Annotated in this window: 15 protein-coding genes and 2 tRNA genes; 5 read left to right on the top strand and 12 right to left on the bottom strand. The window is 52.7% G+C overall.

All coding sequences use genetic code 11. The features are described 5' to 3' along the window. Positions 1-130: 130 nt before the first annotated feature. A complete protein-coding gene (miaB, locus tag BS640_RS01105; protein ID WP_017491356.1) occupies positions 131-1,555 on the bottom strand; it encodes a tRNA (N6-isopentenyl adenosine(37)-C2)-methylthiotransferase MiaB in 1,425 nt (474 codons plus the stop codon). Positions 1,556-1,866: 311 nt separating this feature from the next. Here miaB and ubiF point away from each other — a divergent pair, with 311 nt between their 5' ends. Continuing rightward, positions 1,867-3,066 (top strand): 3-demethoxyubiquinol 3-hydroxylase, encoded by a 1,200-nt coding sequence (gene ubiF, locus BS640_RS01100; RefSeq protein WP_139802750.1) that lies wholly within the window; start codon positions 1,867-1,869, stop codon positions 3,064-3,066. A 147-nt stretch (positions 3,067-3,213) separates the two neighbouring features. Here the strand turns inward: ubiF and BS640_RS01095 are convergent. The 7 genes from BS640_RS01095 to nagB form a co-directional block, all read right to left on the bottom strand. Beyond that, positions 3,214-3,288 (bottom strand) — tRNA-Gln (locus BS640_RS01095). 57 nt (positions 3,289-3,345) lie between these two features. Continuing rightward, positions 3,346-3,422 (bottom strand) — tRNA-Met (locus BS640_RS01090). Between the two features lie 218 nt (positions 3,423-3,640). Beyond that, positions 3,641-5,305, bottom strand: a complete 1,665-nt coding sequence (gene asnB, locus BS640_RS01085; protein ID WP_017492630.1) for an asparagine synthase B — start codon at positions 5,303-5,305, stop codon at positions 3,641-3,643. A gap of 353 nt (positions 5,306-5,658) precedes the next feature. Further along, positions 5,659-6,411, bottom strand: a complete 753-nt coding sequence (locus tag BS640_RS01080; RefSeq protein WP_017492629.1) for an HAD-IIA family hydrolase — start codon at positions 6,409-6,411, stop codon at positions 5,659-5,661. A 95-nt stretch (positions 6,412-6,506) separates the two neighbouring features. Further along, positions 6,507-7,736: a DNA-binding transcriptional regulator NagC gene (gene nagC / locus BS640_RS01075; protein WP_017492628.1), complete on the bottom strand. Its 1,230-nt coding sequence runs from the start codon at positions 7,734-7,736 to the stop codon at positions 6,507-6,509. A gap of 16 nt (positions 7,737-7,752) precedes the next feature. Next, complete coding sequence (nagA, locus tag BS640_RS01070; protein ID WP_084911636.1) at positions 7,753-8,892, bottom strand: N-acetylglucosamine-6-phosphate deacetylase; 1,140 nt, start codon at positions 8,890-8,892, stop codon at positions 7,753-7,755. Between the two features lie 159 nt (positions 8,893-9,051). After that, positions 9,052-9,852, bottom strand: a complete 801-nt coding sequence (gene nagB / locus BS640_RS01065; protein WP_017492626.1) for a glucosamine-6-phosphate deaminase — start codon at positions 9,850-9,852, stop codon at positions 9,052-9,054. A gap of 374 nt (positions 9,853-10,226) precedes the next feature. On the opposite strand from nagB, the gene nagE reads away from it, so the two are divergent. Beyond that, entirely contained in the window at positions 10,227-12,269 is a 2,043-nt protein-coding gene (nagE, locus tag BS640_RS01060; protein WP_026110636.1) for an N-acetylglucosamine-specific PTS transporter subunit IIBC, read from the top strand. A gap of 224 nt (positions 12,270-12,493) precedes the next feature. Next, positions 12,494-14,164 carry a glutamine--tRNA ligase gene (glnS, locus tag BS640_RS01055; RefSeq protein ID WP_017492624.1) on the top strand — a complete coding sequence of 557 codons (1,671 nt, stop codon included), beginning with the start codon at positions 12,494-12,496 and terminating at the stop codon, positions 14,162-14,164. 150 nt (positions 14,165-14,314) lie between these two features. Here glnS and fur read toward each other — a convergent pair whose 3' ends face one another. The 4 genes from fur to ybfF form a co-directional block, all read right to left on the bottom strand. Next, positions 14,315-14,761 carry a ferric iron uptake transcriptional regulator gene (gene fur / locus BS640_RS01050; protein ID WP_017492623.1) on the bottom strand — a complete coding sequence of 149 codons (447 nt, stop codon included), beginning with the start codon at positions 14,759-14,761 and terminating at the stop codon, positions 14,315-14,317. A gap of 241 nt (positions 14,762-15,002) precedes the next feature. Next, positions 15,003-15,530: a flavodoxin FldA gene (fldA, locus tag BS640_RS01045; protein ID WP_017492622.1), complete on the bottom strand. Its 528-nt coding sequence runs from the start codon at positions 15,528-15,530 to the stop codon at positions 15,003-15,005. Positions 15,531-15,872: 342 nt separating this feature from the next. Next, complete coding sequence (gene ybfE / locus BS640_RS01040) at positions 15,873-16,154, bottom strand: LexA regulated protein (RefSeq protein ID WP_017492621.1); 282 nt, start codon at positions 16,152-16,154, stop codon at positions 15,873-15,875. Positions 16,155-16,436: 282 nt separating this feature from the next. Then, positions 16,437-17,216: an esterase gene (gene ybfF / locus BS640_RS01035; RefSeq protein WP_017492620.1), complete on the bottom strand. Its 780-nt coding sequence runs from the start codon at positions 17,214-17,216 to the stop codon at positions 16,437-16,439. A gap of 223 nt (positions 17,217-17,439) precedes the next feature. Here ybfF and seqA point away from each other — a divergent pair, with 223 nt between their 5' ends. Both seqA and pgm read left to right on the top strand, forming a co-directional pair. Further along, positions 17,440-17,970: a replication initiation negative regulator SeqA gene (seqA, locus tag BS640_RS01030; protein WP_084911634.1), complete on the top strand. Its 531-nt coding sequence runs from the start codon at positions 17,440-17,442 to the stop codon at positions 17,968-17,970. 23 nt (positions 17,971-17,993) lie between these two features. After that, positions 17,994-19,637, top strand: a complete 1,644-nt coding sequence (gene pgm / locus BS640_RS01025) for a phosphoglucomutase (alpha-D-glucose-1,6-bisphosphate-dependent) (protein ID WP_084911670.1) — start codon at positions 17,994-17,996, stop codon at positions 19,635-19,637. Positions 19,638-19,708: the final 71 nt, after the last annotated feature.

Below are 19,708 nucleotides of genomic sequence, written 5' to 3'. Positions count from 1 at the left end.
TTATAAAGTAATCATACATGCCCTTGGCGAAATTTTCCCAGCACCTCAAGTGCTGTTGATCAGAATATGCGGCCTTTCTCCAAAAAATAAAGGGCGCCTGAGCGCCCTTTAACGTTAATCATTGAAAAGATTAGGGCTGATAGAGACCCACGCCGATTTCATTCTCTTTACGGGTGCGTGCAATCACCGACTGCGGGGAGGCAATTTGACGCAGATCCATCTGGTCTTCGGTACGCACCACGATGCCGCGCAGGGAGTTGGTCAGTACGTCGATAATCTCGACGTCTACGAACTTGCCAATCATGTCCGGCGTGCCTTCGAAATTGACCACGCGGTTGTTTTCGGTGCGGCCTGTCAACTCCATGATGCTCTTGCGAGACGTGCCTTCCACCAGAATGCGTTGCACGGTGCCAATCATGGCGCGACTAATGCGCAGGGACTGCTGGAGAATGCGTTCCTGCAATTCGTACAGGCGCTGCTTCTTCTCCTCTTCGCTGACGTCGTCAACCATGTCCGCCGCCGGCGTGCCCGGGCGAGCAGAGTAGATAAAGCTGTAGCTGACGTCCATGTTGACGTCGGCGATAAGCTTCATGGTCTGCGCGTGGTCTTCCGCGGTCTCACCAGGGAAGCCGACGATAAAGTCGGAGCTAAAGGTGATGCCAGGGCGCGCCTTGAGGATTTTACGCAGCGTGGATTTATACTCCAGCACGGTGTGCGCGCGCTTCATCATGGTCAGCACACGGTCTGAGCCGCATTGCACCGGCAGATGCAGGAAGCTCACCAGCTCAGGGGTATCTTTATAAACCTCGATGATGTCGTCGGTAAACTCGATAGGGTGGCTGGTGGTGAAGCGAATACGGTCGATGCCGTCGATGCTAGCGACCAGGCGCAGCAGCTCGGCGAAGGTGCAAATCTCACCGTCAAAGCCAGGACCGCGATAGGCGTTAACATTCTGGCCCAGCAGGTTAACCTCACGCACGCCCTGTGCCGCAAGTTGGGCGATTTCGAACAGCACGTCGTCGCTCGGGCGGCTGACTTCTTCGCCGCGGGTGTAAGGCACTACGCAGAAGCTACAGTACTTGTTGCAGCCCTCCATGATGGAGACAAAGGCGGTCGGGCCGTCGGCACGGGGTTCAGGCAGGCGGTCGAATTTTTCGATTTCGGGGAAGCTGACGTCAACGATAGGACTTTTGCTGCCGCGTACGTGGTTGATCATTTCCGGCAGGCGGTGCAGCGTTTGCGGGCCGAATACGATGTCGACATAGTGGGCGCGCTGGCGAATCAGCTTGCCTTCCTGCGAGGCCACGCAGCCGCCGACGCCGATAATAATCTCGGGTCTTTTGCGCTTGAGCAGCTTCCAGCGGCCGAGCTGGTGGAAGACTTTCTCCTGCGCCTTTTCCCTGATTGAGCAAGTATTAAGCAACAGCACGTCGGCCTCTTCGGCATTTTCAGTGAGTTCGAAACCGTGTGTGCTGTTAAGCAGGTCAGCCATTTTAGATGAATCGTACTCGTTCATCTGGCAGCCCCAGGTTTTAATATGCAGTTTTTTCTTCATTGACATGCCATTACTCAAAAAGCGTTAAACAAAACACCCCTATACTCTACTTCTGGAGTGAAGCCTCAGAGCCTATTGGTCAATAGTTTGGGAATGGGGTGGCGAATAGACTCTGCCGTACAGCCGGTGAGTGTTTTTTACCGGGCGGCGTATTTCTGGAGAAGTATTGTAATCCCACATCAATCGAGTGGCTAGTGCGTCAGCGCAGGTTACGGACTGATAGCAACAGAAAAATCCGGTACACTTCTCAAAATATCTATCGGGCGCGTGCCTTGATTTCACGAAAAATAACCCAGTAAACGAAGAGCAGAATGAATACTGTCGTGACAAAAATGATAAATAAGTCCTTCGACGTGGTGGTGGTAGGCGGTGGAATGGTCGGTGCCGCGACGGCGCTGGGTTTCGCTCAGCAAGGGCTGAATGTGGCGGTTATTGAAGACAAGGCGCCACAGCCTTTTGATGCTGCCGATCCCATCGATCTGCGTATTTCCGCCATTGGCTGCGCTTCCGTGCGCCTGCTCGAGAAGCTTGGCGCATGGAAAAACGTCGCAAAAATGCGATTTACGCCGTATCGCCGTCTGGAAACCTGGGAGCAGCCGGGGTCGGAGGTATTGTTCGACGCCCAGTCGCTCGGTCTGCCTGAACTGGGCTTTATGCTCGAAAACCGGGTGCTTCAGCTGGCTCTGTGGCAGGAGATGCAGCTGCTGGAAAATCTGACCCTATTTTGCCCAGACAAGCTTAAGCAACTGAAAAATGCGGGCGAGGGCGGATGGTTGCTGGAGCTGGTTAGTGGTGAAACGATTGATGCCAAATTGGTCGTGGCCGCAGACGGGGCGAATTCATTGGTGCGTCAGCAGGCTGGAATTGGCATTGATGGCTGGCAGTATCGCCAGAACTGTATGCTGATTAACGTCGAAACTCAGTCGAAGGATCTGGATGTCACCTGGCAGCAGTTTTACCCGAGCGGACCGCGTGCGTTCCTGCCGCTGTGGGGCAACCACGCCTCGCTCGTTTGGTACGACAGCCCGCAGCGTATCCGCCAACTACAGTCGTTAAATATGAAACAGCTGACCCAGGAGATTACGGCCGCGTTCCCGCCGCGTCTCGGGACGGTTCAGGCGCTCTCGTCAGGGTCTTTCCCGCTGGTGCGTCGTCACGCTCAGCGCTACGTCTCGCCGGGGTTGGTGTTGGTCGGTGACGCGGCGCATACCATTAATCCACTGGCCGGTCAGGGCGTGAATCTTGGCTATCGGGACGTTGAGGCGCTGCTGGACGTGGTCGCGCAGGCGAATGACAAAGGTGAAGCCTGGTGGAGTGAGAGGGTACTGCAACGCTATCAGCGCCGTCGCAGAGTTGACAACCTGATGATGCAGAGCGGCATGGACCTGTTCTACACCGCGTTCAGCAACAGTCTGCCGCCGGTGCGAATTCTTCGCAATCTGGCCTTGATGGCGGCTCAGAGAGCGGGCAAGCTGAAATCCATGGCGCTGGAATATGCCTTAGGACTGTAAATAAAAGGCAGGGAAGTGTCGAATCTATCAAGGCAGTGGCTTCACTGCCTTTTTTGTGTCCGCTATTGTTGATGTCCGAAAATAAGGTCAGGCAAAAGCCAGGACGCAGAAAAGCAAAAAGCCCGCCGAAGCGAGCTTTTCTAAATTTGGCTGGGGTACCTGGATTCGAACCAGGGAATGCCGGTATCAAAAACCGGTGCCTTACCGCTTGGCGATACCCCAATGGTGTTTACTGCATAATTCTTACTACGACTTTGCTCATAACCATTCAGAATAAAATGGTGGCTACGACGGGATTCGAACCTGTGACCCCATCATTATGAGTGATGTGCTCTAACCAACTGAGCTACGTAGCCGTCTTCTTTCTGCTCAACCTTCATCGGCGTTGCGGGGCGCATTATGCGTATATGGCAGTTTTGCGTCAACAAGTTTTTTGCCAAAAAAGCGCGGATGCGGTGCATTTGGGTAGCTTATGACCACTCCGGCGATAAATTCTACAAAAGATAGGATATTCAATTAATTTAAACATAAAAAAACGGGCCTAAAGTGGCCCGTTAGCTTGAAAAAATGTCACTTATTGATAGGCAGATTCATGCACGCCTACGGCACGGCCAGAAGGATCGTTCATGGTTTTGAACGATTCATCCCACTCAACGGCTTTCGCTGAAGAACAGGCGACTGTCGGGCCACCCGGAACGCATTCTGCTGCGCTTGGAACCGGGAACAGCTCTTCAAAGATAGTCCGGTACAGATACCCCTCTTTCGAGGTCGGGGTGTTGTAAGGGAAGCGGAAATGCGCAGTTTCGAGCTGTTGGTCGGTCACCTGCTGCGCTGCCACTTCTTTTAAGGTGTCAATCCAGCTGTAGCCCACCCCGTCAGAGAATTGCTCTTTCTGACGCCACGCCACGCTTTTCGGCAAATAGTCTTCAAAACATTCGCGCAGAATATGTTTTTCCATTTTGCCATTGCCGCACATTTTGTCTTTCGGGTTAACGCGCATCGCGACGTCGAGGAATTTTTTGTCCAGGAAAGGCACGCGAGCTTCTACGCCCCAGGCTGACATCGCCTTGTTGGCGCGCGCACAGTCATACATGTGCAGAGCCAGCAGCTTACGCACGGTCTCTTCGTGGAATTCCTGCTCGTTTGGCGCTTTATGGAAGTACAGGTAGCCGCCAAACACTTCATCGGCACCTTCACCAGACAGCACCATTTTGATGCCCATCGCCTTGATCTTGCGCGACATCAGGTACATCGGGGTCGACGCACGAATGGTGGTCACGTCGTAGGTTTCGATGTGATAAATCACGTCACGGATAGCGTCGAGACCTTCCTGCACGGTGAAATGAATTTCGTGGTGCACGGTACCGAGGTGGTTCGCCACTTCCTGTGCCGCACGCAGGTCGGGTGAGCCCTCAAGACCTACCGCGAAGGAGTGCAGTTGTGGCCACCAGGCTTCGCTTTGATCTTTATCTTCAATGCGACGACCGGCGAACTTCTTGGTTATCGCAGAGATAATTGAGGAGTCCAGACCGCCGGACAGCAGCACGCCGTAAGGTACGTCTGACATCAAGTGGCTTTTCACCGACTCTTCCAGCGCGTCTTTCAGCGCAACCTTGTCAGTGACGTTGTCTTTAACGTTGTCAAACTCGAACCATTCACGCTGATAGTACTCAACGATTTCGCCGTCTTTGCTCCACAGGTAGCTGCCCGCCGGGAACTCTTTGATGGTGCGGCACACTGGAACCAGTGATTTCATCTCTGAAGCCAGGAACATGTTGCCATGCTCATCGTAGCCCATATAAAGCGGGATAATGCCCAGGTGGTCACGGCCAATCAGGTAAGCGTCTTTTTCAGTGTCATAAAGGATAAAGGCGAACATTCCCTGCAGTTCATCGAGGAACGCCGGGCCTTTTTCCTGGTAAAGCGCGAGGATCACTTCACAGTCGGATTCGGTCTGGAACGCATAACGCTCGCCAAGGGAGGCACGCAGCGCCTGATGGTTGTAAATTTCGCCGTTAACTGCCAGAACGTGAGTTTGTGCTTCGTTGTACAGGGGTTGCGCGCCGTTGTTGACGTCAACAATCGACAGACGCTCGTGACAAAGAATCGCTTTGTCGCTGGCGTAAACGCCGGACCAGTCTGGACCACGATGGCGCATCAAGCGTGACAGCTCAAGCGCCTTTTTGCGCAGCTCGACGGAGTCGGTTTTAATGTCGAGCACACCAAATATAGAACACATATAACTCTCCCTAACGGCTTTTCTCTGGCGGTGATGTTATTTTTCATTACCGAGTTGTTGTTGGGCGGCATTACCGAATTCACAATTTATTTCGGACTACGCTGCGTCTCTGATAATGAAAATGCGTAAAAGCGAGAGCCTTTGCAAGCAATTTAGCGATTGTTTGAAAAATAGTTGGTTGACCCTCTGCGTTTCTTAGCGGATTGTCATTTTTAAGGGGGATAAATTATCGAATCTTCAAAAAAAGGCCGGGTGGGATAGATGAGGCTAAAAATAGCGGGCGTAACTTATCAAATAAAGAAAAAGCGCCGGTTTTTAGTGACCGGCGCTGGCAAAAAATGACTGGGGGCGCGTTAGATGACGTCGATATCGGCTACGGAAGGGTAGATCCAGGTCGGTCGGAACGGCATGTTTTCCACGTCGTTTAACGTCGAAACGCCGCTCAGCACCAGAATGGTTTCGAGTCCGGCCTGAAAGCCAGCCAAAATATCGGTGCGTAGATTGTCACCGACAATCACGGTGTCTTCGGAGTGCGCCTGCATCTTGTTCAGCGCGGAACGGATGATCCAGGGGCTTGGTTTGCCGACCACGAACGGCTTGCGGCCGGTGATTTTCTCAATCGGTGCACAGAGCGCGCCGCAGGCAGGCACAAAACCGTGCCCGTGGTAGTCGGGATTGGTGGCAATAAACCGTGCGCCGTTGGCGACAAAGTAGGCGGCTTTGTGCATCATGTCCCAGTTGTACGACCGCGTTTCACCGACTATCACGAAATCAGGATTAATATCGGTGATCGTAAATCCGGCGTTGTACAGCTCATGGATAAGCGCGCCTTCGCCAATCACGTAGGCTTTTTTACCTTCCTGACGCTTAAGGAAGTCTGCGGTGGCCATCGCTGAGGTGAAAAAGGCGCTTTCCGGCACGTCGAGTCCTGCGGAAGCAAAGCGATTAGCAAGGTCTTGTGCGGTCTGAGAGGGGTAATTGGTCAGGATAACCAGCGGCATTCCCTGTTCCTGAACACGTGCTAAAAACAGGTCGGCACCGGGCACTGGCGTATTGTCATGCAGCAGAACGCCGTCGATATCACAAATTACGTTTTTAATTGTCATAGATAACCTATTTTTTCACGACCAGATTTTTGCATCTCAAATGCAACAGCAAAGCCCCTTCATCCCTGAAGATGCCGGGACCGTCAAACCAGAAACTATTGGGCCGAATTTTCCAGCAGACGCTGGAGCAGCACGCCGTTGAGCATCGCGCGTTTCACCAGCGCAAACGCACCGATGGCCGAACGATGGTTCAATTCTGACGTCACAATCGGCAGGTTGCGGCGGAAATCTTTCAATACCTGAGTATTGATGCAGCTCTGCAGGGCAGGGAGCAGCACTTTATCGGCTTCGGTGATTTCACCTGCGATGACGACTTTCTGTGGGTTGAACAGGTTTATCGCGATGGCAATGCTTTTACCGAGATGACGGCCGACGTATTCAATCACCTCGCAGGCGAGCTGATCGCCACGGTTTGCCGCTTTGCAGATGCTGCTGATGGTGCAGTCGTCCAGCGAAAGCTTGCTTGGATAGCCCTGCGTCAGCAGATTGCGCACCCGATTTTCGATAGCCGAGTTGGCCGCGATGGTCTCGAGGCAGCCAAAATTGCCGCAGTGACAACGTTCACCGAGGGGATCGACCTGAATGTGGCCAATCTCGCCGACGTTGCCGTTGCTGCCGAGGAAGATTTGTCCGTTAACCAGAATGCCGGCACCGGTTCCGCGATGCAAACGAACCAAAATGGAGTCCTGGCAGTCGCGCGTTGCACCGAAGTAGTGCTCCGCCAACGCCAGACTGCGGATGTCATGGCCGACAAAGCTGGTGACGTTGAACTTGCTTTCAAGAATGTCCACCAACCGCCAGTTGTGAACGCTGATATGCGGCATGTAGCGCACGATGCCTTTGACCGGATCGACCAGCCCGGGCAAGATCACGGCGATCGCAATCAGTTCACGAATTTTGCGCTGATTGACTTCCATAAAATGGGTGATAGCGGAGACTAGCGCATTTTCGAGCGTCTCCTGAGTGCGTTCCGGCAGGGGATAATGCTGTTCAGAAAGGGCCTTGGCGCTCAGGTCGTATAGCGTGAGCGTGGCGTCGTTGCGGCCCAAACGGACCGCCACGGTCTGAAACGGGCGCGTCTCGGTGATAATTGAGATAGCGCGCCTGCCGCCGGTCGAGGCCTGTTGATCGACTTCTTTAATCAGGCCGCGCTCGAGCAGCTGGCGGGAAATCTTGGTGACACTGGCGGGGGCAAGCTGGCTAAGCTCGGCGATTTGAATGCGCGAGATGGGTCCTTGCTGGTCAATCAGGCGGTAGACCGCAGCACTATTTAACTGCTTGACCAGATCAACGTTACCTATTTGTGACTGCCCGCCTGTGTTCATTTATTGCTCTCTGCGATTACACCTCATCACCGTTGACGAGGGTTTTTGTTATTTTGAAGTCGTGGGTGAACGCGGTCAGGTTGGCCACTTTTCCCGCTTCAATACTGCCCAGTGTTCCTTCAACACCAATGGCGCGAGCCGGGTAGAGCGTGGCCATACGCAGCGCCTCGTCTAACGCAATACCGACATGTTCTACGCTGTTTTGTACTGCCTGAATCATCGTCAGCGCGGAACCACTGAGGGTGCCGTTTTCATCCACACAAAGTCCATCACGATAGTATATTGTTTTACCAGCAAAAATGAACTCTTCAATATTTGCTCCGGCCGGAGCGGTCGCGTCGGTGACTAATACCAGCTTTTCGCCCTTAAGTTTCTTAGCGTTACGAATACTTGGCCAGGCGACGTGATGACCGTCTACGATAATCCCGGTGTAAACTTCTGGGGTATCAAAAATCGCCCCCATCAAACCAGGCTGACGGCCAGAGATTGGCGGCATGGCGTTATACAAGTGGGTCGCGAAGCTAATACCGTCGGCAAAGCCTTCACGCGCCTGCTCGTAGCTCGAGTTGGAGTGACCGGCAGAGACGACGATTCCCGCGTCACGCAGCTGACGTATAAACCTGCCCTCAACCTGTTCCGGGGCCAGCGTGACCTTGGTAACCACGTCGGCGTTGGCGCAGATGTAGTCTATCATTGCGGCATCCGGTTTACGGATGAACGCCGGATTGTGGGTCCCTTTTTTCTCGAGGCTCAGGTACGGTCCTTCAAGATGCAGACCCAGCGCCTGATTCGGGTACTTCGCCAGATACTCGCGCATCACCTTGATGCCGTGCTTCATGAACTCGTCACTGCTGGTAATTAGCGTCGGCAGATAGCTGGTACAGCCGGATTTCTCGTTGGCCGCCTGCATGATTTCCAGCGTCTCAACCGAAATGGCTTCCAGTGAGTCATTGAACTGCACGCCGCCGCAGCCGTTGAGCTGCAGGTCGATGAATCCGGGGGCTAGTCGGGCGCCTTCCAGACTGCGCGTTTCTATATCCGCCGGCAGTGCGTCAACTGGGCAAACACAGTCGATTACCCCATTAGCAATCACTACCGCGTGGTTATCCAGAATATCGTGGCCGGTATAGATCCGACCGTTAATCAAAGCGAACATCTCACCCCCCTTTCCCCGTCGTCATTGGCACTGCAACGGCGTAAGCTTCGCGCGTTTTTCCGAATCACCGACTAGGTCAGCCGATGGGGATTCTCTCACTTGCTGCCTCGTCGCGCAGAGCCAATTATTTCACGGAACTGTCTGTAAATTTTGGATTAATTAAAGATCTTTCATATTTTCGGCTTCAAGCTCACGGAAGTATTTCACCGTTTTTACTTTTAATTCCATTGTGGATGGTTCGTCGCAAACGACCACTGCTTTCGCATGCAGCTGTAGGCAGCTGATGGTCCACATGTGGTTGATGTTGCCTTCGACCGCGGCTTCCAGAGCCTGTGCCTTGGCATGGCCGGTCACCAGAATCATCACTTCTTCCGCATCGAGCAGGGTACCCACGCCGACGGTCAGCGCATATTTTGGCACCTGTGAAACATCGTTATCAAAGAAACGCGAATTGGCAATGCGTGTATCGTGGGTCAACGTCTTGATGCGCGTACGCGAAGCCAGTGAGGAAGCCGGTTCGTTAAACGCAATGTGACCGTCGTTGCCCACGCCGCCCATGAACAGATTAATTTTGCCGTAGGACTTAATTTTTGCTTCGTACTGACGGCACTCTTCATCGACGTCCGGTGCATTACCGTTTAAAAGATTAATATTTTCTTTTTTAATATCAACGTGGTCGAAGAAGTTTTTGTACATGAACGTATGGTAGCTTTCCGGATGTTCCTGCGGCAGGCCAACGTACTCATCCATGTTGAAGGTTACCACGTTTTGGAAGCTGACTTGGCCTGCTTTATGCATAGCAACAAGATGTTTATAGGCTTCCATCGGGGTACCCCCGGTCGGCAGACCCAGTACAAACGGACGTTCGGCGGTGGGGTTAAACGCGTTGATGCGTTGAACAATATGACGCGCAGCCCATTTACCCACTTCAGTGGGAGTATTCAGCGGAATAAGTCTCATCGTACACCTCTTAAGTTTTATACTTTGTATACCCACCGCGAGGGGCGATGGGCAAGGAATTTAAATGTTCCATGCATGACCGGCTTTGACTTTACAGCGGGCTCATTAACGCAGATGATCGGCACGCTGCGGCCTAGATTTTTTTAATGATAAAATAAGTTTTGGGTTATGACTAGCATTATGGCTTGTTAATACCCATTTTTGGTGATAAAAATCACAAATAATGAGGTTTTAATTTGCGATACGAATTAATTTTTTTACACTGCGCATTATGACTTTGGTGAGTCAGGTTTTGAGCATTTTCAAAGATAGGTAGTCACACATTCTAATTAAACTACTTTGGTGATTCGTCTCAGGGCGAATAGGGGGAAAAGTTGAGTATACTTAGCTACTTGCAGAAGATTGGCCGGGCCTTGATGGTCCCGGTTGCGACATTACCCGCCGCAGCAATATTGATGGGGGTAGGGTATTGGATTGACCCGGTGGGCTGGGGCGGCGACAACGCGTTGGCGGCCCTGTTTATCAAGTCAGGATCGGCAATCATTGAAAACATGGCGGTACTCTTCGCGATTGGCGTGGCTTACGGCATGTCCAAAGACAAAGATGGCGCAGCCGCGCTGACGGGTTTCGTCGGTTTTCTGGTATTAACCACGCTGTGTTCTCCGGCAGCGGTCTCCATGATCCAAAAAATCCCAGTCGCTGACGTGCCTGCGGCCTTCGGCAAAATCAACAACCAGTTTGTGGGTATTCTCGTCGGTATCATTTCTGCAGAGCTGTATAACCGCTTCAGCCACGTAGAGCTGCCAAAGGCGTTGTCGTTCTTTAGCGGCCGTCGTCTGGTGCCTATCCTGACCTCTTTCCTGATGATCGTCGTGGCGTTCATCATGATGTACGTCTGGCCGCTTATCTTTAACGGTCTGGTGACCTTTGGTGAGCACATCCAGCAACTGGGATCTGCGGGCGCGGGCATCTATGCTTTCTTCAACCGTCTGCTGATTCCCGTCGGTCTGCATCATGCGCTTAACTCGGTGTTCTGGTTTGACGTCGCGGGCATCAACGATATCCCTAACTTCCTCGGCGGTCAGGAATCCATCGAAGCCGGCAAAGCCACCGTGGGGATCACCGGTCGTTATCAGGCGGGCTTCTTCCCAATCATGATGTTTGGTTTGCCCGGTGCGGCACTGGCTATTTACCACTGTGCACGCCCTGAAAACCGCGCGAAAGTGGGCGGCATCATGCTGGCAGCGGCGTTTGCCTCCTTCTTTACCGGCATTACTGAACCGCTGGAATTCTCCTTCATGTTCGTTGCACCGGTGCTGTATTTCATTCACGCCGTGTTGACTGGGCTTTCCGTGTTCATTGCTGCCAGCATGCACTGGATTGCCGGTTTTGGTTTCAGTGCCGGTCTGGTGGATATGGTGCTGTCATCGCGTAACCCGCTTGCAACCCACTGGTATATGCTGATCCCTCAGGGTCTGGTGTTCTTCGTTATCTATTACGTGGTGTTCCGTTTCACCATTAATAAATTCAACCTGATGACCCCAGGTCGCGAGCTGGCGGTTGCCGGTGACGAGTCCGACGGTTATGACGTGAATGTTGATACCACCGGCAACAGCAAGGCGGATGAAACTTCCCTGCTGGCCCGTCGCTATATCAGCGCCATCGGCGGTTCAGAAAACCTGACGGGCATCGACGCCTGTATCACCCGCCTGCGTCTTAACGTCAAAGACTCTTCGCTGGTGGACGATGGGTTGGCCAAACGCCTCGGCGCATCAGGCGTTATCCGTCTTAACAAACAAAGCGTGCAGGTGATTGTGGGAACCCGCGCCGAGATTATCGCCGGTGCGATGCGCACGGTGATGACTACCGGTCCGGTTGCCGCCGCTGCTGCACCGGCCACGGCCGCGCCGGTTGCCGCCGTGAAGCCTCAGGCGGTACCCAACGCGCCGAAGCCTGTGCTGGAAACGCTGGTGTCACCTATCACCGGTGAGGTCGTTGCACTCGCTCAGGTGCCTGACGAAGCCTTCGCCAGCGGCGCGGTAGGTGAAGGCCTGGCGATTCGTCCAACGCAGAAAACCGTGGTTGCTCCGGCCAATGGCGTGGTAGTGAAAATCTTTAACACCAATCACGCGTTCTGCCTCGAAACTGAATCCGGTGCCGAAGTGGTGGTCCACATTGGTCTGGACACCGTCGCGCTTAACGGTCAAGGCTTTACCCGTTTGGTGGAAGAAGGGGCAACCGTTAAGGCCGGTCAACCGGTGCTGGAGCTGGATCTGGACTATCTGAACGGCAATGCACGCTCGATGATAAGCCCGGTGGTGGTTAGTAATATGGAAGACTATTCCGGTCTGACCCTGCTGGCCGGTGAGTCGGTGGTGGCAGGCGAGAGCAAACTGTTCGAGATCCACGCGAAGTAAGGTTGGCCGTTTGTTGTGAAAAAAGGCGAGAGTCGTTAAAAATCGCAGCGGGAAGGGAGCAATCTCTTCCCGTTTTTTGTTTTTAGCGCCTGTGTCCGTGGCTTTACGGTAAAAATATTTTTAATAGTTTCAAATTTGGCACTTAAGGGTTGTTTCCCGACGTGGCTTGTTGGAACATATGCGGTTAGTCTTTCGAGCTTTCGTTCGCGTAGAGGAATTGAACAATGAGTGAGGCTGAAGCCCGCCCAACAAATTTTATCCGTCAGATTATTGATGAAGATCTGGCATCGGGAAAACACGCTTCTGTCGTGACCCGTTTCCCGCCTGAGCCCAATGGTTATTTGCACATTGGCCACGCAAAATCGATCTGCCTGAACTTTGGCATCGCTCAAGACTATCAGGGTCAATGCAACCTGCGTTTTGACGATACCAACCCGGTGAAAGAAGATATCGAATTCGTCGAGTCTATTAAAAAAGACGTTCAGTGGCTTGGTTTCGAGTGGAGCGGTGAGGTTCATTACTCTTCCGACTATTTTGATCAACTGCACCACTACGCGGTCGAGCTTATTCAGAAAGGCCTGGCCTATGTCGATGAGCTTTCGCCAGAGCAGATCCGCGAATACCGCGGTAACCTGACTGCACCAGGTAAAAACAGCCCGTTCCGCGACCGTACCGTCGAGGAGAACCTCGCGCTGTTTGCTAAAATGCGTAACGGCGAGTTCGCCGAGGGCACCGCGTGCCTGCGCGCCAAGATTGACATGGCGTCACCGTTCTTCGTGATGCGTGACCCGGTACTGTACCGCATCAAGTTTGCAGACCATCACCAGACTGGCAACAAGTGGTGCATCTACCCAATGTACGATTTCACCCACTGCATTTCCGATGCGCTGGAAGGGATCACCCACTCACTGTGTACGCTGGAGTTCCAGGACAACCGCCGTCTGTACGACTGGGTATTGGATAACATCACCATTCCTTGCCATCCGCGTCAGTACGAGTTCTCTCGCCTGAACCTCGAATACGCCATCATGTCCAAGCGCAAGCTGAGCCTGCTGGTGACCGAGAAGATTGTTGAAGGCTGGGACGACCCGCGTATGCCAACGGTTTCCGGTCTGCGTCGCCGTGGCTATACCGCCGCGTCTATTCGCGAATTCTGCCGTCGTATCGGCGTGACCAAGCAGGACAACAACGTCGAAATGGCGGCGCTGGAATCCTGTATCCGTGATGACCTCAACGAGAATGCACCGCGTGCAATGGCCGTCATTAACCCGGTTAAAGTGATCATCGAGAACTTTGCCGGCGATGCGGTTCAGTGGGTTCAAATGCCTAATCACCCGAGCAAGCCAGAAATGGGCTCACGTGACGTGCCGTTTACCGCTGAAATTTACATCGATCAGGCTGACTTCCGCGAAGAGGCCAATAAGCAGTACAAGCGTCTGGTGCTGGGAAAAGAAGTCCGCCTGCGCAATGCCTACGTGATTAAAGCAGAACGCATCGAGAAAGACGCCGAAGGCAATATCACGACGATTTTCTGTCGCTATGACGTGGATACCCTGAGTAAAGATCCTGCCGATGGCCGCAAGGTTAAAGGTGTGATCCACTGGGTTTCTGCTTCAGAAGGCAAGCCTGCTGAGTTCCGCCTGTATGACCGTCTGTTCAGCGTAGCGAACCCGGGTCAGGCGGAAGACTTCCTGACCACCATCAACCCAGAGTCTCTGGTCATCGCCAACGGTTTTGTTGAGCCGAGCCTGGCGAATGCAGAGGTTGGTGTGAGCCTGCAGTTTGAGCGTGAAGGTTACTTCTGCGCCGACAGCACTTACTCTACCGCCGAGCACCTGGTGTTTAACCGCACCGTGGGGCTGCGCGACAACTGGGAAAGTAAGCCAGTCGCATAATTGATGCGCTGACTTAATTGAAAACGCAGCCATTGGCTGCGTTTTTTTATGCCTGAATCTTAAACCGCAGGCATAAAAAAACCGCTTTTCAGCGGTCATTTTATTTCCAGCTCTGCTCTTATCCCTGAGAGACAGAACTTGGGCAAGGTATTAGCCTTTACCGTGCAGCGTTTCGTCTTCAATACAGTTGCCTGCTTCGCAGTGGCCGTAAAGATAGAGGCTGTGGTTGGTTAATTTGATGCCGTGGGTTTTTGCAATTTCACGCTGACGCGCTTCGATGTATTCGTCGCGGAATTCGATCACACGACCGCAGTCGAGGCAGATCAAGTGGTCATGGTGATGCTGCTGAGTCAGTTCAAATACAGACTTGCCGCCTTCAAAGTTGTGGCGGGTAACAATGCCGGCGTCGTCAAACTGGTTCAGGACACGGTAAACCGTGGCAAGACCAATTTCTTCGCCCATATCAATCAGTTCTTTGTACAAATCTTCCGCACTGACGTGATGACCTGCCGGGGCTTGCAACACTTCCAGGATTTTCAAGCGTGGAAGCGTGACCTTTAAGCCGGCTTTCTTCAGTGCGGTGTTGTTGTCAGTCATGCGGATTTAGTCCTGTCACTATGCTAATCACGTTAATGAAAACGGTGGGCTGTTCACAAAAATCGTTCCTGCCTGAATGTTGTTTCTCAAAAAGGCAGGAATAATAAAAACAGATACAGTAAGTGTACCTTGATACAGCTGAAAGTTACAATTTTGTGCGAGTTAAATTGTTAATTTCAGTGATAGTTTGGCCCTTTCAGGTTTAACCCTAATGATTCAGGGCCTTAGCCTTTGTGTGGGATTAACCGATAATCTCAGCGAGGCTCAACTCTTCACTAATTTGTTTAACCCAGGCGTCAACACGTTCGTTGGTCAGCTCTGGTTGACGGTCTTCGTCGATAGCCAAACCGATGAAATGCTTGTCGTCCGCCATGCCTTTAGACGCTTCGTAGTGGTAACCTTCGGTAGACCAATGTCCGACAATCACGGCGCCGCGTGGTTCAATAATATCGCGTACGGTGCCCATTGCGTCACAGAAGTACTCTGCGTAGTCTTCCTGGTCGCCGCAGCCGAACAGCGCAACCAGCTTGCCTTCAAAATCTATCTCTTCCAGCGTTGGGAAAAAATCGTCCCAGTCACACTGTGCTTCACCGTAATACCAGGTCGGGATGCCGATCAGCAGAATATCGTATTTTTCCAGATCTTCTTTGCTGCTTTTGGCGATGTCCTGAACGTCAGCAACATCTTTACCCAACTGCTTCTGGATCATTTTTGCGATGTTTTCGGTGTTTCCGGTGTCGGAACCAAAGAAGATACCTACTACTGCCATAAGCTTATCTAACCTCTTGTTCTTTAATAGACTCAGAGAGTCTGCTTTTTCGTCCGCGGCGTGCGAGTCAATTTATGCAGGATGATAACAAACTCGGCGGAGAGAGAACATATTCTCATCCGCATCAGGCTGCGTGAATACCCCGTTGAAGCACGGATTTAGTGACGCCAATGTTAATGCGGACCTGTTTAGGATGCATACCCGTATTTTTGATGTGAATAGTTTATCGGGCAATTCAGGCAAGCGTTATCGCCTTTGTGTGCTCTGTTGCGGAAGTTTACAAGATGAAACGCTAACGGCGGGTAACCGAAAGAGTTACCCGCCCGCATCAGAATACGATGACTAGCTATCCTGACCGTTCAGATGTGACAGCAGCATCTGTTCAATCAGCTCGCTACGACTGATATTTTGTTGTTCCGCCAACTTGTTTAGCGCATCCACAGCTTCAGCATTGATCTTCAGCTCTACGCGACGTAAACCGTTGTTTTTGTCACGGCGAAGCTGATTACGCTTGTTAATCCTGAGCTGTTCATCGCGAGAAAGCGGATTTGTTTTTGGACGTCCCGGACGGCGATCGTCTGCGAACAGATCAAGCGTCGTGCGATCCAGTTGTTCTTTTGCCATAGGTAGCGGTACAACTAGGGAAGTTACATCGAAAAGCGACCTAAGCCCTTTTCAGATGAGATGGTTACACATTTCGGGTTAATAAACCCTAACCCAATTTACCTCAGGCGCGAGAAAAAACTGACCTGGCGCAGGGGCAAAATTACAGCGCGCAATCATACCCTAGCGTATACCCCTCCACAACGCCTAACTGCCTTGATTCAGCGCTAAGTTATTATGATTAGCCGTTTTTTTGAACAGTTGCGCGTGCGGCGGGAATATTTAGCGCGTCCTTGCGCAGGATCACGCATCAATGAAACGAGAGATGGCGCGCAACACCGCCTCCGGCTTCTCGGCATGAACCCAGTGTCCGCTCCCCGCGACCACGTGGGCGCGGGCTTTTGGAAACTGTCGTGCGATGTCGTCGCGATATTCGTCCTGAACGTAAGGCGATAATCCACCGCGAATAAACAGCGCCGGATGTGGCCAGGCGGGCACCTCGGCCCAGCCAACAATGTTGGCGTACTCGGCCAGCAATACCGGCACGTTGAAACGCCATTCGCCCTGCGAAAAGGACTTGAGCAGGAACTGAATAACGCCGTCCTCCTTTATATATTCGTGCATGAGCCGAGTTGCGCCTGCGCGGTCCTTGATGCCAGCTTCTGTGACGGCGTTGAGTGCGGCAAAGATTTCGTCATGGCGGCGAGTTTTATAATCCACCGGCGCTATATCGATAATCACCAGCTTGTCGACTCGCTCTGGCGCTAAGGCGGTCAGCGCCATTGCGGCCTTGCCCCCCATCGAGTGACCTATGACGATCGCCTTGTCGATACCGGCGTCGTCGAGCGTGTCGCGGAGATCCTCGGCCATCGCCCGATAGGTCATGACCGGTGAACGTTCGGAGAGCCCGTGATTACGCAAATCTACCTGTAGCACACTATGCTGTTGTTTTAGGGATCGCGCTAATACGCCGAGATTGTCCAGCGTGCCAAACAGGCCGTGAATAAGCAGGATGGGCAACGCGGTCGATTCTGCGGATTCAGAGTGTTGCAGTCGATAATGTAATTTCATGGCAGAGTCCATTAGACATTTATTACAGGTAAGGATCTCATTAGGTTATCATGAGTCACAGAAGATTTTCTGTCAGATACCTGAGTGGGATACAGCAAAGCACGCGCCGGGTAAGAGTTGGATATAAGGTTTTGTCTGCTTTTTGAATATTGAGGCGATTTCGCCTTTTTGTTTGCGCAGTTTAATTTGTATAATCCTTTGAATAAATTAAGTAGAAAAACAGTACTGGATAAAGATGAAAACGATTGAGGTTGATGAAGAGCTTTACCGCTATATCGCGAGCCACACGCAGCATATCGGTGAAAGTGCATCAGACATTTTACGGCGGATGCTTAAATTTTCTGCCGGCCAGGAAGTGCAGGCCAAAGCCAGCGTGGCACCCGCAGAGAAAACGGCCGTTGCCACCAATACACCGCGCGATCGCGTACGTGCCGTGCGTGAACTGATGTTATCCGATGAGTATGCCGAGCAGACCAAGGCGGTTAACCGCTTCATGCTTATCCTGACTACCCTGTATACGCTCAGCCCGAAAGAATTTGCGGTTGCGACCGAGTCTTTACGTGGTCGTACTCGCACTTATTTTGCTGGTGACCAGCAAACGTTGCTGCAAAACGGTATTCATACCAAGCCAAAACATGTTCCAGGAACCCCTTATTGGGTCATTACCAATACGAATACAGGCCGTAAACGCAGCATGATTGAACACATCATGCAATTGATGCAGTTCCCAGCCGAACTGACCGATAAAGTTTGCGGCACCCTTTAAAAAAGCATTAGGGAGAAATGCCAGTGGCTAACAACCCCCGCGCAGGGCAACCTGCTCAGCAAAGCGATTTGATTAACGTTGCACAACTTACGTCGCAGTATTATGTGCTGCAGCCAGATCCGTCCAACAGCGCTCACGCGGTAAAATTCGGTACTTCTGGTCATCGCGGCAGCGCCGGACGCCACAGCTTCAACGAATCTCATATTCTGGCTATCGCTCAGGCTATCGCTGAAGTACGCAAAGAGCAGGGAACCACCGGTCCATGTTACGTAGGTAAAGACACCCACGCGCTGTCTGAACCGGCATTTATTTCCGTGCTGGAAGTGCTGACTGCCAACGGCGTTGACGTCATTGTGCAGGAAGACAACGGTTTCACCCCAACGCCTGCGGTGTCGCACGCGATTCTGACCCATAACAAAAAGGGCGGCGCGCTGGCGGACGGTATTGTTATCACGCCATCACATAACCCACCGGAAGACGGCGGGATCAAGTACAACCCAACCAATGGCGGTCCAGCCGATACTGACCTGACCTCTGTGATTGAAAAGCGCGCCAACGCGCTGATTGCAGAAGGCCTGAAAGGCGTTAAGCGCCAGTCTCTGGACAAAGCCTGGCAGGGTCAGCACCTCGTCGAACAAGACTTGGTGCAGCCTTACGTTGAAGACCTGGTCAACATTATCGACATTCCGGCCATACAGAAAGCAGGCCTGAAACTCGGTGTTGATCCACTCGGCGGTTCTGGTATCACTTACTGGAAACGTATTGCCGAGCACTACAACCTGGACCTGACGCTGGTAAACGACTCTGTCGACCAGACCTTCCGTTTCATGCATCTCGACCACGACGGCGTGATCCGCATGGACTGCTCGTCTGAATTCGCAATGGGCGGTTTATTGGCGCTGAAAGACAAGTTCGATTTGGCGTTCGCCAACGACCCTGACTACGACCGCCACGGCATCGTAACGCCTGCGGGTCTGATGAACCCGAACCACTATCTGGCGGTGGCGATCAACTACCTGTTCCAGCATCGTCCACAGTGGGGCGCTGACGTCGCGGTAGGTAAAACGCTGGTATCCAGCGCGATGATTGACCGCGTGGTTGCTGACCTTGGCCGTAAACTGGTCGAAGTGCCGGTGGGCTTCAAATGGTTCGTAGACGGTCTGTTCGACGGCAGCTTTGGTTTCGGCGGTGAAGAAAGCGCCGGTGCGTCCTTCCTGTGTTTCGACGGTACGCCTTGGTCAACCGACAAAGACGGGATCATTATGTGCCTGCTGGCGGCAGAAATCACCGCCGTGACCGGCAAGAACCCGCAGGAGCACTACAACGAACTGGCCGCACGCTTCGGTGCGCCGAGCTATAACCGTATTCAGGCTCCAGCCACCCACGCGCAGAAAGCCGCGCTCTCCAAGCTCTCCCCAGAGCAGGTCAAGGCCGACACGCTGGCGGGTGACCCGATTACCGATCGCCTGACCAAGGCTCCGGGCAACGGCGCGTCTATCGGTGGTCTGAAAGTCATCACCAAAAACGGCTGGTTTGCCGCGCGCCCATCCGGTACTGAAGAAGCTTACAAGATCTACTGTGAAAGCTTCCTGGGTGCCGAGCACCGCGAAAAAATCGAGAAAGAAGCCGTGGATATCGTCAGCAAAGTCCTTGCCGACGCGAAGTAATTCCCGAACGCTTTTCGCAATCTCAATCAAAGCGCTGTTTATACAGCGCTTTTTTTATGCTCAAAATTCTG

Source organism: Rouxiella badensis (assembly GCF_002093665.1).
GTDB classification, from domain to species: domain Bacteria; phylum Pseudomonadota; class Gammaproteobacteria; order Enterobacterales; family Enterobacteriaceae; genus Rouxiella; species Rouxiella badensis.
Note: the sequence above shows the minus strand (reverse complement) of the source record. Positions and strands in the feature narration are given on the sequence as shown.